At 60.3% G+C, this 14494-nt stretch carries 12 protein-coding genes; 4 read left to right on the top strand and 8 right to left on the bottom strand.

Features of this window, described 5'->3' with window-relative positions; all coding sequences use genetic code 11:
• Nucleotides 1–5: 5 nt before the first annotated feature.
• On the top strand, nt 6–335 hold the full coding sequence (locus AC1RL4_RS08955; RefSeq protein ID WP_172901245.1) for a GlpM family protein: 330 nt from the start codon (nt 6–8) through the stop codon (nt 333–335).
• A gap of 77 nt (nt 336–412) precedes the next feature.
• Here AC1RL4_RS08955 and AC1RL4_RS08950 read toward each other — a convergent pair whose 3' ends face one another.
• From AC1RL4_RS08950 to metE, 4 genes are all read right to left on the bottom strand, one after another.
• Nucleotides 413–1321 carry a hypothetical protein gene (locus AC1RL4_RS08950; RefSeq protein WP_019581566.1) on the bottom strand — a complete coding sequence of 303 codons (909 nt, stop codon included), beginning with the start codon at nt 1319–1321 and terminating at the stop codon, nt 413–415.
• Nucleotides 1318–2013: a hypothetical protein gene (locus AC1RL4_RS08945; protein WP_028939457.1), complete on the bottom strand. Its 696-nt coding sequence runs from the start codon at nt 2011–2013 to the stop codon at nt 1318–1320. The genes AC1RL4_RS08950 and AC1RL4_RS08945 overlap by 4 nt, the downstream gene beginning before the upstream one ends.
• A gap of 224 nt (nt 2014–2237) precedes the next feature.
• A complete protein-coding gene (locus tag AC1RL4_RS08940; protein ID WP_489078589.1) occupies nt 2238–3272 on the bottom strand; it encodes an alpha/beta fold hydrolase in 1035 nt (344 codons plus the stop codon).
• Between the two features lie 245 nt (nt 3273–3517).
• The gene (gene metE / locus AC1RL4_RS08935) at nt 3518–5830 is read right to left on the bottom strand and encodes a 5-methyltetrahydropteroyltriglutamate--homocysteine S-methyltransferase (RefSeq protein WP_489078604.1); all 2313 of its coding nucleotides are present in this window, start codon (nt 5828–5830) and stop codon (nt 3518–3520) included.
• 119 nt (nt 5831–5949) lie between these two features.
• Between metE and metR the strand changes: the two genes are divergently transcribed.
• Nucleotides 5950–6867: a transcriptional regulator MetR gene (metR, locus tag AC1RL4_RS08930; RefSeq protein WP_018926627.1), complete on the top strand. Its 918-nt coding sequence runs from the start codon at nt 5950–5952 to the stop codon at nt 6865–6867.
• A gap of 5 nt (nt 6868–6872) precedes the next feature.
• On the opposite strand, the gene AC1RL4_RS08925 is transcribed toward metR, so the two are convergent.
• From AC1RL4_RS08925 to nosR, 4 genes are all read right to left on the bottom strand, one after another.
• Nucleotides 6873–7382: a GNAT family N-acetyltransferase gene (locus tag AC1RL4_RS08925; RefSeq protein ID WP_489078588.1), complete on the bottom strand. Its 510-nt coding sequence runs from the start codon at nt 7380–7382 to the stop codon at nt 6873–6875.
• Nucleotides 7383–7384: 2 nt separating this feature from the next.
• A complete protein-coding gene (locus tag AC1RL4_RS08920; protein ID WP_019581569.1) occupies nt 7385–8023 on the bottom strand; it encodes a LysE family translocator in 639 nt (212 codons plus the stop codon).
• Between the two features lie 36 nt (nt 8024–8059).
• The gene (locus AC1RL4_RS08915; RefSeq protein WP_019581570.1) at nt 8060–8494 is read right to left on the bottom strand and encodes an NUDIX hydrolase; all 435 of its coding nucleotides are present in this window, start codon (nt 8492–8494) and stop codon (nt 8060–8062) included.
• A gap of 216 nt (nt 8495–8710) precedes the next feature.
• Nucleotides 8711–10063 (bottom strand): response regulator c-di-GMP phosphodiesterase, NosR family, encoded by a 1353-nt coding sequence (gene nosR / locus AC1RL4_RS08910; protein ID WP_204124687.1) that lies wholly within the window; start codon nt 10061–10063, stop codon nt 8711–8713.
• A gap of 257 nt (nt 10064–10320) precedes the next feature.
• Between nosR and AC1RL4_RS08905 the strand changes: the two genes are divergently transcribed.
• Nucleotides 10321–12627, top strand: a complete 2307-nt coding sequence (locus AC1RL4_RS08905; RefSeq protein WP_019581572.1) for a GGDEF/EAL domain-containing response regulator — start codon at nt 10321–10323, stop codon at nt 12625–12627.
• Nucleotides 12624–14486 (top strand): putative bifunctional diguanylate cyclase/phosphodiesterase, encoded by a 1863-nt coding sequence (locus tag AC1RL4_RS08900; RefSeq protein WP_096481003.1) that lies wholly within the window; start codon nt 12624–12626, stop codon nt 14484–14486. The genes AC1RL4_RS08905 and AC1RL4_RS08900 overlap by 4 nt, the downstream gene beginning before the upstream one ends.
• Nucleotides 14487–14494: the final 8 nt, after the last annotated feature.

The following is a 14494-nucleotide window of genomic DNA, read 5'->3' as shown; positions in this document are numbered from 1 at the left end:
ACCTGATTTTCAAAGCAACCCTGGGCGCGGCGGTGGTGGTGATCCTCGCCATGCTGGCCAAGACCAGAAACTATTACATCGCAGGCCTGGTGCCGCTGTTTCCGACCTTTGCGCTGATCGCTCATTACATTGTCGGCAAAGGGCGTTCGCTGGATGACCTGAAGACCACCATCGTGTTTGGCATGTGGTCGATCATTCCGTACTTCGTCTATCTGGCGACCTTGTATGTGATGGTCGACCGGATGCGGCTGGAGGCTTCGCTGGCGGTGGCGGCAGTGGCGTGGTTGATGGCGGCGACGGTGCTGGTCAGCGTGTGGGTTCGCCTGCACGGCTAAATTCAAAAAAATCGCGGCCTGCTGCATTTGCATACACCTGCAGGAGCTGCGAAGGCGGCTCCTGCAGGTGTAAGTGGTTACTGCCCGTAAACCTTCTGCAACTGCGTTGGTGTCAACGCATCCTCAAACGGCACCGGCACCGATTTCACCGCCCCATAGAGGTTGCGATAACGCCAATAGTTTCCGTTGTTGGCCAGTTGATAACCACGCTCGACCACTCGCTGGCCATCAAGGTTATAACGCAAGGTTTCCTGGGCGGTCGCTGGCGGTGTCGGCTGCATCAGGTCAGTGGCCAGAACCCGCATCGATTCATCGATACACTCGTCGAGCACCGCCGTGACCTTCGCCAAATCGAAGCCGCCATCGTCAATGCACTGCTTGCCGCAGCGCCGAATCGGCTGGCTGACCACTTCGATCCGCATGCGATACAGCGCCGAACCGGCAATATCCTGGACCTGCACCTGATTGATCAGCACGAAACTGCCGCGATCGGGGGTAAGCATCAGTTTGGGCTCAATCACCAGGTGTGCGGTGACCTGCCCTTCTCCTTGCTTGAACCCGGCCGCTTGCGAAGCCTGTTGATAGCGCTGTTGCAGGCGCTCCTGCAATGGAACGCCTGCAAGCAAGTCGGCCATCGGTCGCGCCTCGTTGAGCGCGGTTTTTTCCGCATCGCGCTGCAAGCTGCCGCTGCCCATCTGGGTGTTGATCAGGCTGGCCACCAGCAAACCGGCAAGCCCGGCACCGTTGCCTGAACTGGCCACCAGATTATGACTCGACGACGCAGCCTTCAAAGCCGCCTGCGAGTCAATCACGGTGCTGGCCCCCACAAAGGATGGCGGCAACTGCACGTCGACCTTAAGCCCGTGGGCCTGGACGTAAGGCAAGGCACTCTGGTCCTTGAAACCGGCCTCAGGAGCCGGTTTTTGCGCACACCCCGTCAGCATCAGCAGGGCCAGCGCACCCGCCACTATGGGCAGGCGCGTCATTGCGCGAACGGGGTGATCATTTGCTGACGGCTATTGTCCATAGCCTGATAGAACGCGTTGGACAAGTTGGTATAGGTCGGCTCGTCCCATTCGCCCTGGGCGGCTTGCGTAGCGACAAAGGGTTTGAACCACAGCAGCTTGTTGTCTGCCAGATCGATCACCATACCCTGTCCGCCCACTTGCGCCATCGGTACGCTGGTCGGCACAACGCTGTAGTAGCTGCGGGTGGCACCGGTGGCGTAGACATTCACCAGCAGCAGACGATCGACGCCGTAGGCGGCCTTGACCGGCGTCATGTCACGGGTCATGTAGCCTTCGCGGAAACTGGTTTCCTTATACGCATTCAGGTCGACCGGCTCGTTGATCCGCTTGGCTTTGTAACCCTTGGCCTGCAGCTTGGCGACAAGGACATCCGGCAAGGTGTGAAGGTCGCCCACTTGCCATTTTGCGACGTTGTCACTGAGCTTGTTGTTAACGCCCTTGTTGATGGCGTAATCGAGAATCCCCTGATTGCCGGTCAACGCCAGCACCGGCTCCGGCACCACAGTGATCGCCACGCCGATAGTCGGCTCTTTGGCATCCCAGAATTGGTGATCCAGCGGTACTGGAGGTTGCACGTGGGCACAGCCAGTGAGGGTCAGGCAGGCGAGCAACGTCAGTGCTGCCCAAGTGCGTAGAGCGTGAAGATTCATGGATCAAGTCCCTATGATTATTAACGATGCTGCTTATGTCGGCAGCATCGGCAAAAACCGTAGTGGCACATTGATATATTTTTCAACCGCCCGAGGGGCCACAGCGCGCAGCAGATCCCTTGTGGGAGCGGGCTTGCTCGCGAAGGCAGTGTGTCAGTCGACATCTGCTTTGACTGATACACCGCCTTCGCGAGCAAACCCGCTCCCACAATTGGATTTGGGTGTTACAGAAGATTGCGTTCGGCCACGGGATCAATCTGCGCCCAGTGCGAAGTATCTTCGCGATGGGCCTGCAAATACGGCAACACCGCCGCCAGCAACGGTGCCTTGAACGCTTCCTGAAAACGATGGGCCAGCCCCGGAATCAACTTCAACTGACTGCCACGAATGTGTGCCGCCAGATGCACGCCATGCATCACCGGCAACAACGGATCAGCGGTGCCGTGAACCACCAGCGTCGGCACGCGCAGTTGGTTGAGCAGATCTACACGACTGCGCTCGGCAAGGATCGCCATGATCTGGCGCTTAACGCCTTCCGGGTTAAACGCCCGGTCATAAGACAGCGCCGCTTGATGCAGCAACGCCTGCCGATCATCAGTGACCGAAGGACTGCCCAGCGCCGCCAGCAAATCAGCCTGTTGCTCCAGCGCCACTTCACGATTCGGCGCACCGCGTCGCGCGAGCAACTGCACCAGCGCCGCACTCGGCGCCGGCAAGCCTTCGGCACCCGAGCTGGTCATCAGCAACGTCAGGCTCTCGACCCGCTGCGGCGCCATCGCCGCCAGATGCTGGGCGATCATCCCGCCCATGCTGGCGCCCAGCACGTGAAATTGCTCGACGTGCAACGCGTCCATCAACCCCAGTGCATCGTCGGCCATGTCGGTCAGCGTATAAGGCGCGGCCACCGGTAAACCGAGTTTGTAGCGCAGCACTTCGAACGTCAGGTTGGCCTCGGCCGGTGCCTGGCGCCAAGTGGACAGGCCAACATCGCGATTGTCATAGCGAATCACCCGGAAACCCTGCTGACACAACGCGACCACTACCTCATCCGGCCAGTGAATCAACTGCCCGCCCAGGCCCATTACCAGCAACAACGCAGGGTCGGACGCACGGCCGATGCTCTGGTACGCCAGACTCACCTGATCCAGATCGACCCGTTCGGTCGGAACATTGACATCGCAACGAGACGCCGCCAAAGACGGGAAATTGAACAACACAGCGATCAGAAAGACCGCTGTGGATAAAAATCGTGCACGCATGAAAAACACCGAAACGCAGAACTCCAGTAGAGCGCGAGTCTGATGAAGTTTGTACAAGCGCGCTGCCACAGTTACGTGACAGTTTGATGAAGAGTGCTGAACGGTCATTTTCAAGACCGCGTTATCGTTCTTCGCGAGTAAGCCCGCTCCCACAGGATTGATGTAGTACACACAATCTGTGATCGACCTCTACCCCTGTGGGAGCGGGCTTGCTCGCGAAGGCGCCAGAACAGGCGCCGCAGGATTTAGGCCAACTGACTGCGCAACTGCCGCGCCGCCGCCACCATGTTCACCAGCGCCGCCTCAGTCTCCGGCCAGGCCCGGGTCTTCAACCCGCAATCGGGGTTTACCCACAACCGCTCGGCCGGAATGCGCTTCACCGCTTTGCTCATCAACTTGACCATCTCGGCGGTGTCCGGCACCCGGGGCGAGTGGATGTCGTAGACGCCCGGGCCGATGTCGTTCGGGTAGTCGAAGGCTTCGAAGGCCTCCAGCAATTCCATGTCCGAGCGCGAGGTTTCGATGGTGATTACGTCGGCGTCCATGGCGGCGATGGACTCGATTACGTCGTTGAATTCGCTGTAGCACATGTGGGTGTGGATCTGGGTTTCGTCACGCACACCGGAGGCGCTCAAGCGGAACGCTTCCACCGCCCAGTCGAGGTATTCCTGCCATTGCGCCCGGCGTAGCGGCAGGCCTTCGCGGAACGCGGCTTCGTCGATCTGGACGATCTTGATGCCCGCAGCTTCCAGGTCGACCACTTCATCACGCAGGGCCAACGCCAACTGCTGCGCCTGGATTTTGCGCGAGACGTCTTCACGTGGGAACGACCACATCAGCATGGTCACGGGACCGGTGAGCATGCCTTTCATGATCTTGTCGGTCAGGCTTTGCGCGTAGGTGATCCAGTCGACGGTCATGGCGTTCGGGCGACTCAGGTCGCCGTAGATGATCGCCGGTTTGACGCAGCGCGAACCGTAGCTCTGGACCCAGCCGAACCGGGTGAAGGCATACCCCTCAAGCTGTTCGGCGAAATACTCGACCATGTCGTTGCGCTCGGCTTCACCGTGCACCAGCACGTCCAGCCCCAGGCGTTCCTGGATTTGCACGGCGTGGCGGATTTCGCTGTGCATGGCATCGGTGTAATCGTTGGCCGAGAGTTTGCCTTGCTTGAAGGCCTGACGAGCCAGGCGGATCGAACCGGTTTGCGGGAACGAGCCGATGGTGGTCGTCGGGAATGCCGGCAGCTGCAAGCGCGCGCGCTGTTGCTCGATCCGTTTGGCAAACGGCGAATGGCGTTGGCTGTCTGCCGCGCCGATGGCGTTGATGCGGGCCTGGACATCCGCCTTGTGGATACGCGGCGATTGGGCGCGGCTGGCCTGGATGGCGCGGCTTTCAGCCAGGGCGGCTTGCACCTTGGGCGCTTGCGGATCGTTCAGGGCATCGCGCAGCACGGCGATCTCACCGCACTTCTGCACGGCAAACGCCAGCCAGCTTTTCAGTTCGGGGTCGAGTTTGTCTTCACGCGCAAGGTCCACCGGGCTGTGCAACAGCGAACAGGAACTGCTGACCCACAAGTTATCGCCGAAGCGCTCCTGGGCAAATTGCAGTTGTGCCAGGGCTTGCTCCAGTTCGCAGCGCCAGACGTTGCGGCCGTTGACCAGCCCCACCGAAAGAATCTTGTAGGTCGGCAGTCGATCCAAAACCTGGCCGAGCTGATCCGGGGAACGCACCGCGTCAATGTGCAAACCTTGTACAGGCAGGCCGACGGCCAGCCCGAGGTTGTCTTCCAGGCCACTGAAGTAGGTGGCTACGAGCTTTTTCAGCGGCGAGTATTGGAGGATGTGGTAAGCGCGCTCGAAGGCGTTTTTCCAGGACTGTGGCAGGTCGAGGGTCAGGATCGGCTCATCGATCTGCACCCACTCCACGCCTTGGGCGGCGAGGCGGCCGAGGATTTCACCGTAGATCGGCAGCAGGCGTTCCAGCAGGTCGAGCTTGTCGAAGTCGTTGCCTTTGGCTTTGCCCAGCCACAGGTAAGTCAGCGGGCCGATGATCACCGGCTTGACGTTGTGGCCGAGGGCCTTGGCTTCTTCGACTTCATCGAACAACTGTTCCCAGCTCAGTTTGAATGATTGGTCTGCGCTGAATTCCGGGACCAGGTAGTGGTAATTAGTGTCGAACCACTTGGTCAGTTCCTGGGCGTATTGCGCGGTGCCGTGTTCGCTGCCGCAGCAGGCTGCCGTGGCGCCACGCGCCATGGCGAACAGAGTGTCGAGGGTCGGCAGGCCGCGTTCATCCTTGACGCTGTCGAAACGCTCGGGGATCACACCGAAGGTCAGGGAATGGGTCAGTACCTGGTCGTACCAGGCAAAGTCGCCGACGGGCAGCAGGTCGATGCCGGCGTCTTTCTGCAATTGCCAGTGGGTGGCGCGCAGTTGGCGGCCGACGCTGTTCAGGGCGTCCTGATCGAGATCGCCCTTCCAGTAGGCTTCGAGGGCTTTTTTCAGTTCGCGGTCGGCACCGATGCGCGGAAAACCAAGTGTGTGGGCCAGGGCCATGGTGAATTTCTCTCTATAAAGGATGCTGTAAAACATGCTGCTATTGTCGACAGCTCAGCCAACATGAGACAAACTCAACCTTTTCGTGTTGATCACAAGTTTTCCTCATGGAGCCCTCGGTGCTTGAAATCCGTCACCTGAAAACCCTGCACGCCCTGCGCGAAGCCGACAGCCTGGTGGATGCAGCCGACCGCCTGCACCTGACCCAATCGGCGCTGTCCCACCAGTTCAAGGAGCTGGAAGAACGCATGGGCATGCCGCTGTTCGTGCGCAAAACCAAACCGGTGCGCTTCACCAGTGCCGGCTTGCGCCTGCTGCAGCTGGCCGACGCCACCCTGCCGTTGCTGCGCAGTGCCGAGCGCGACATTGCACGGCTGGCCGGTGGCACGGCGGGGCGTCTGCACATGGCGATTGAGTGCCACAGTTGCTTCCAGTGGCTGATGCCGACCATCGACCAGTTCCGCGATGCCTGGCCGGAAGTCGAGCTGGATCTGGCCTCGGGCTTCTCCTTCGCCCCGCTGCCGGCGCTGGCCCGAGGCGACCTGGACCTGGTGGTGACCTCCGATCCGCTGGAACTGGTGGGCATCACTTACGTGCCGTTGTTCACCTACGAAGCCATGCTCGCGGTGGCAAACCAACACCGCTTGGCGAGCAAGCCGTACATCGTGCCCGAAGACCTGCTCACGGAAACCTTGATCACCTACCCGGTGGAACGCGATCGGCTGGACATCTTCACCCGCTTCCTGGAACCGGCCGACATCGAACCGGCGCAGGTGCGCACCTCGGAACTGACGGTGATGATGATGCAACTGGTGGCCAGCGGTCGCGGTGTCTGCGGCATGCCCCATTGGGCGCTGCATGAGTACAGTTCACGGGGTTATGTGAAGGCCAAGCGACTGGGGGAGAAAGGCTTGTTTGCGACGTTGTATGCCGGGATCCGCGCCGACATGCTGGATGCGCCGTACATGCGCGACTTTTTGCTGACGGCCAAGGACACGTCATTTTCGACGCTGGATGGGGTTAGTGCCGTCCGATAGAACGATCAAGGCTCAGGGGTGATCTCGCGCCACATGTGGATCTTGTCGAAGTAGTCTTCGCCGACCCGCACCGCCAATGGTTCCAGGCCAAACTGCACGAAGCCGCAGCGCTGATACAACCTGAAGGCGGCTTCGTTGCCGGCGGTGACGGTCAGCTGGATCAGCCTCAGGCCTTCATGGGCCTGCGCTTCAGCCAACGCAGCCTGTAACAGTTGATAACCGAGCCCGCGCTGGCGCACCTTGCCGGTCACGTACATGCCAAACAGTGTCGCCTTGTGCCGGGCCTTTTCCCGAGACTCGAAGGCCAGGCCGACGATGCCCGCCAGTTCCCCTTCCTCGAACGCCCCGAGCACCCGGTCCAGCTTGCTGGTCAGGCGCGACTCCCACCACCCCAGCGGCATCGTGGCGCGCTCGCGCACGCTGGAAGTGAACGCCTGGGGATGCGAGTCGTAGGCTTCGAGCATCAGCGCCCGATAATCCAGGGCATGACTGGCATCAAGCCGCTGAATCCACATGTTCAGGCCACTCGCCGCTGCTCAAACATCAACCGCACCGCCAGCCCGGACAGGACGAAGCCCATGAAATAGCGCTGCATCGCCAGCCAGTTCGGGTTGTTGACGAACCAGGAGGCGATGCCTGCGGCGAACAGCGCGATCAGCAGGTTGACGCTGAAGCTCACGCTGATCTGGGTCAGGCCGAGGATGATGCTCTGGTTGAACACCGAACCGTGCTCAGGGGAAATGAACTGCGGAAACACCGACAGATAAAACACCGCGATCTTCGGGTTCAGAGCGCTGGTGAGAAAACCCATGGTGATCAATTTGCGTGACGAGTCCGCCGGCAACTGCTGCGCCTCGAACGGCGAACGCGCACCGGGCTTGACCGCCTGCCAGGCCAGCCACAGCAGGTACAACGCACCGGCCCACTTCAGCACCTCGTAGGCCACCGGCACGGCCATGAACACCGCGGTCAAACCCGCTGCGGCAGCGAACAGGTGCACTAGAAATCCTGCAACCACACCCAGCAATGACGTCACCCCGGCCTTGCGTCCCTGGCAGATGGAACGGGAGATCAGGTAGATCATGTTCGGCCCCGGCGTGAGTACCATCAGCAACGCCGCGGCGGCAAAAATCAGCAAATCTTGAAGTGGAATCATGGGCATCCTGTCCTTGAAGTCAGAGGGTCTGGGTGATCAGGCGGTTTCGATCAGTGACGCTCGATAAAACGGCAAGATCAGGTCTCGTGTCAATGGCGCCAGCGTGAGATCGCCGTCGGTGGCCGGGTCGATCCAGCGCACCTCTTCGATTTCCGCCGCCGGGCAAACGTCAGAATCGATGGTCAACTGAAACAGTTCGGCCTGTACGACAAAACCCGGCTCGTTGGCGGCCGGTGCCGAGAATGGCCCCAGGTAGGTGGCGTGCGCCGGATCGATGACCAGTCCCAGTTCCTCCTCCAGCTCACGGGCGAGGGCGTGGACCGGTTGCTCATGGGCCTCGATCTTGCCCCCCGGCTGCATGAACGCCTGGGTGCCGCGCTTGCGCACCAGTAAGGTGCGACCGTCGGGGCCGATCAACAGGGCAGCGGCAATGTGGATGATGCGGGGCGAAGCGGTGGATGAAAGCGTCATGGATCAGGATTGGCCTTGGGCAAAGGCGCAAGGATCACATGAGTGCCGGCTTTTCGTCACGCCGAAAAGCATTGTGACGAGGGGGCTTGCCCCCGTTGGGCAGCGAAGCAGCCCCAAAATCTCTGATGTATCAACGATCTTGTGAGTGCTACGCACTCAAACGGGGGCAAGCCCCCTCGCCACAGCCCGCTCCCACTGTTGATCAGTGCTGATAGCTCAACTCGTCTCGAGAATCGCCACTTCCTCCGGCACCTTCACAAAAACGCTGTACTTGGCACCTTCCATCGCCTCGAACGCGATCAGTTTCTCCACCAGCGGCCCGTTCAACACCTTGCCGGCATTGAGCAGCAGCATGCCGTTGTCGGCATTCAGGTTACGCGCCAGGATCATGCCCGCCGCCAGGTCCCGGGTGGTCAGCACCTTGACCGTCGGATCGGCCAGCGTCACATCGCTCAGGTAAGCAGCACAGACCTTAATGAAATCCTCCACCAGTTCCGGGTCATAGAGCCGACCGGCGTACTGGCGGATATACACCAGGGCTTCATCGCTGTTCATCTGCCGTTCGAGGATCAGCCCGCGCTGCAACTCGATGAAATCCACCGCCAGTTTCAGCAACCGTGAACCGAGCGGAATGGCCTCGCCCTTGAGCCGATCGGGAAAACCGCTGCCGTCCCAACGCTCCTGGTGATGCAGGATCAGCCGCGCGGCATCTTTCATCGGGTCGAGCGTCATCAGCAGCGACTCACTCTGCTTCGGATAACCCCGATAGCGCTCGCGGTCATTGTGATGCAGCAGATCCGAAGGCGTGCTCATCATGCTGTCGGTCCAGCTCAATTTACCGATGTTGTAGAGCGCCGCCGCCATGGTCAGGTCTCGACTGGTGGCTTCGTCCAAGTAATGGAGTTTGCAGTACACCCGCACCAGTTCGATGATCTGCCGGTTGGTCTGCTTGGCAGGTGGCAGGCGCAGGTTGGCCAGCAACGAAAACACCTCCGTGCCGGTGACATAGCTGCGTTTGAGCTCTTCGTAAGCCAGGTCCAGCATGTCAGCGGTCTGTTGCAGCTCGCTGGTGCGGGCCGCGACGTGTTTTTCCAGGGTGGTGTTGAGCAGCTTCAGTTTTTCGTTCTGGTCCCACGTCTCCTGCACCAGACGCAACCGCTCACGCTCGGAATACTGATAGGCCAGCGATTGCCGCAGCGTCAGCAGCATTTCCTCATCGTGCCAGGGCTTGCTGATGTAACGATGGATCTGCCCTTCATTGATGGCTTTGATAATGGCCGAGGGGTCGGCATAACCGGTCAACATGATCCGGGTGGTGTCGGGGTAGCGCTGATGGACGTGGGCCAGCAGCGTGGCGCCGTCCATATTGGGCATTCGCGCGTCACTCATCACCAGATCGACCGACCGCTGCTCCATGATTTCCAGGGCCTGGGCACCGCTGGTGGCCAGCAGCACCTCATAGGGCTGGCTGCGTAGCAGGCGGCGCAGGCTGTTGAGAATCGACTCCTCATCGTCGACCAGCAGTAACGTGGGTTTATCGGTCACAGTCGTGGGGAGTTGCTCTTCCATGGCGATACCTCAAGTGAAACCAGCCTCTTTATGTCAGGCGCGAAAAAACTTCCTCTGACTTTCCCGAGCCTGAGCTACAGGCTAGATGATTTTCCGACCGACTCCGCAAATGATTCGTTTCAGTCAACCGGGCGAATATCCGACCGGACGACTATGCTCAGGTCACTCGGATCCAAACGATGCCCGCTCCGTCCAGCACTCAGGGAAGGGATACCCTCTATGAGCTCATCGCACCAAACTGCTGTCGGTACAGGCGCATGTCAGTGAATACGCTGCTTGCGCGGACTAATCGTCGGATTCTCATCGTCGACGACACCGCGTCGATCCACGAGGATTTCGCCAAGATTCTCAGCCCGTCATCGATCGAAGACGACAGTCTGGCCAGCGCTGAAAACGCCCTGTTCGGCACCCCCGTGTCGGTATCTTCGCAAGGTTTTATCATCGAATCCGCGTTTCAGGGCCGTGAGGCGCTGGACAAGGTCGAGACCGCGCTGGCGAATGACTCGCCCTACGCGATGGCCTTTATCGACATGCGCATGCCGCCGGGCTGGGACGGCCTGGAAACCATCGAACGCCTGTGGCAGGTCGATCCCAAGCTGCAAGTGGCGCTCTGCACCGCGTATTCCGACTATTCCTGGGAAGACATCGACGAACGCCTGGAACTGGGCGATCGCCTGCTGATCCTGAAAAAACCCTTCGATGCCATCGAAATCCGCCAGATGGCCAGCGCATTGACCGCCAAGTGGCAAATGACCGAAGACGCGGCGCTGAAGATGTCCCTGCTGGAGCAAGCGGTCGAGGAGCGCACCCGGGAGCTGTCCGACGCCAACATCATTGTGCAGAACAGCCCGACCATTCTGTATCGGCTGCGGGGCGAACCGTCGTTTCCGTTGATGTATATCTCCCACAACATCACCAAATACGGCCACATCGCGGCCGCCCTGGTGGCTTCGTCCAACTGGGCTCAGGAGCTGATCCATCCCGACGATCAAGAGAAAGTCGACACGGCCATGGCGCGGGTGCTGGACCGCCATGCAGCCGGTGCTTCCATCGAATTCCGGATGCGCACCGGCGACGGTGACTGGCGCTGGGTCGAAAACCGCTACATCCCGGTGCGCGACGATGAAGGCCGCTTGCTGGAAGTCGAAGGCATCATCATCGACATCACCGAACGCAAACTGGCCGAGGAAAAGATCGCCCTGCTGGCCCGCACCGACGGGCTGACCGGGCTGGCCAACCGCGCGACGCTGATCGAGCGCCTGCATCAGGCGTTCGCCGCCGCCCGGCGAGGGGCCACCCCGTTTGCCATGTTTTACCTGGACCTGGATCACTTCAAACGCATCAACGACACCCTGGGCCACCCGGTGGGTGACCTGTTGCTGCAGGAGGTCGCCCGACGGATCAAAACCTGCGTGCGGGAAAACGACGTGGTCGCCCGCCTGGGGGGCGACGAGTTCGCAATACTGCAACTGGACGTCGGCGATCCGACCCAGTCAGCGGCCCTGGCCGCCAAAGTCCGCGATGCACTGGTGCAGCCCTACTCCCTGGCCGGCAATGATGTGCGGGTCTCGGTCAGTATCGGCATCAGCAGCTACACCCAAGTCAGCCTCAGCGCCGACAGCCTGTTGACCCAGGCTGACATGGCGCTGTATCGCTCCAAGGAAAAGGGCCGCAACCAGTACCACTTCCACTCCGAGGAAATCAATCAGGAAGTGGTCGAGCGCATGACCATCGCCAACGACTTGAAAACCGCCATCGAACGCGACGAGCTCGAACTGCGTTACTGGCCGGAAGTAGACCTGAGCAGTGGCAAGATCCTCGGCATGGAAGCGCAGGTCAGCTGGAATCACCCCATACGCGGTTTACTGGAAGCCCCGGCATTCCTGCCCGCGGCGGAAAAGACCGGCATCATCATCGCCCTCGGTCACTGGGTGCTGGAGCGCGCCTGTCGGCAGATGCACCAGTGGCGCGAAGAAGGTATGGCACCACCGGTGGTGGCGATAAAACTGTCCCTGGCCCAGCTCAAGAGTGGTCCCGAGCTGATCTATGACGTGTTGCGCACCACTGCCCGCTGGGATCTGTGCCCATGGGACCTGCGTTTCGACGTCACCGAAGCGACCCTGGCCCAGACCAAGTGGACGCACAACGATATCCTGCCGCGCCTGCATGAGCTGGGGGTGAAGATCGCCATCGATGACTTCGGCACCGAATACTCTTCGTTCGACTACCTCAGGACTTACCAGGTCAATCACCTGAAACTCGCTCAGGCATTCATCGACACTGCCGCCCACGACGCGGCCAGCGCCACCACCTTGCGGGCCATTATCAATTTCGCCCGCGACGTCGGGATCGGCATCATCGCCGAAGGTGTCGAAACCCAGGAGCAACGCACTTCGCTGATGGCCACCGGCTCACCGATGAACGCCCAGGGCTACTACTTCAGCCAAGCGGTCAGCAGCCAGCAGGCCGCCGAACTGTTGAAGGCCGGGAGCATCGTGCACGCGAATCACAATCCCGGAGCAAGGCCGGGCGATTCGCAACGTGCAACGGAGGACAAGGAATGAAAACTCCGTTCATCCAGGCCAACCGGCGCATTCTGATCATCGATGACACGCCCTCGATCCATGAGGACTTCCGCAAGATCCTGGGCGCCGATACCGACGATGAACTCACCCTCGCCGGCACTGAAGCCGCGCTGTTCGACACCCCGCAAACGACTCGGCTGGTCTTCCAGCTCGACTCCGCCTATCAAGGCCAGGAAGCACTCAAACTGGTCAAGCGGGCCCAGGCTGAAGGTCGCCCTTACGCCATGGCGTTCACCGACATGCGCATGCCGCCTGGCTGGGATGGCCTGGAAACCATCGAACGGCTCTGGAAAGCCGATCCTAACCTGCAAATCGCGCTGTGCACGGCGTTCTCCGATTACACCTGGGAAGCCATGGCCGAACGGCTGGAGTTCGGCGATCAATTGCTGGTGTTGAAAAAACCTTTCGACAGCCTGGAAATCCGCCAGATGGCCAGCGCCCTGACCTGGAAGTGGCAGATGGCGCAGGACGCGGCGATGAAAGTACTGAGCCTTGAGCAAACCATCGAAGCCCGGGTCCACGAACTGCTCAAGGTGTCTCATCTGTTGCAGTACGACGTGTTGACCGAGCTACCCAACAGCACCTTGCTGGGTGACCGGTTGAACCAGTCCCTGGCCTTGTCCAGACGCCATGACAAACAACTGGCGGTGATGTTTCTGGGGCTCGACCGCTTCAAGCGCATCAACAATGCGTTGGGCCACCCGACCGGTGACGAGATGCTCAAGCGTGTCGGGCAAAGCCTGGTGGCCTGCGTGCGCGCCTCCGACTCGGTGTTTCGCTACGGCTCCGACGAATTTGTGGTGATCCTGGCCGACATCCACCACCCCCAACAGACCAAGGGCATCGCCGAAAAACTGTTGAACGCCATACGTGCGCCCCAGCACGTCGCCGGACATGACCTGAGCGTGACGGCCAGCCTGGGCATCAGCATCTATCCCGATGACGGTTTCGATGCCATCGCTCTGATCAAGAAAGCCGAAACCGCGATGCGCAACGTCAAGGAAAGCGGCCCCAACGATTTCAGCTTTTTCATCGATGAGATGAACCAGCGCGCGCGGGAACAGCAGACCATCGAGTCGGGGATTCGCCTGGCACTGGAGCGGAACGAGTTTGTCCTGCACTACCAACCGAAACTCGACCTGGACAGCGGCAAGGTGGTCGGCGCCGAGGCGTTGATCCGCTGGCAAAAACCGGGGCAAGGCTGGATCTACCCGACAGACTTCATCGGTGTGGCCGAAGACAGCGGCTTGATCGTGCCATTGAGCAAATGGGTGCTGGCCCAGGCCTGTCGGCAAGCCCGTACCTGGCAGGCAAATGGCCTGCCGAATCTGTGCATGTCGGTGAACGTGTCGGCCATCGATTTCCGCCAGCGGGATTTTGTCGAAGGCATCGAACAGATACTCCAGCAAACCGGTATGGACCCCGCGTTGCTGGAGCTGGAGATCACCGAGGGCGTATTGATGCAGAACGTCGATGCCACGATGGTCGCGCTGAATCGGCTCAAGGCTTTGGGTGTACGGCTGGCCATCGATGACTTCGGCACCGGCTATTCCAGCCTGAGTTACTTGCAACGGTTTCCCATCGATGTACTGAAAATCGACCAATCGTTCATTCGTGGCCTGGGCCGTGACAGCAACGACGCGGCTCTGGTCGGCGCCATCATCAGCCTGGGCAAAAGCCTCAATCTGACGGTCATTGCCGAAGGGGTGGAAACCCTCGAACAACTGAATTTTCTCAAGGCGCTCCATTGCGAGGAAGGCCAGGGCTACTACTTCAGCAAAGCCGTGGAGCCGGACGCCTTCGTGCAATACCTGACCTCCGTAAAGCCCATCTCCTGAACGATGTG

The organism is Pseudomonas sp. GW822-FHT07A10, from assembly GCF_058798795.1.
The sequence above is the reverse complement of the archived record's forward strand: the minus strand, read 5'-3'. Positions and strand labels throughout refer to the sequence as shown.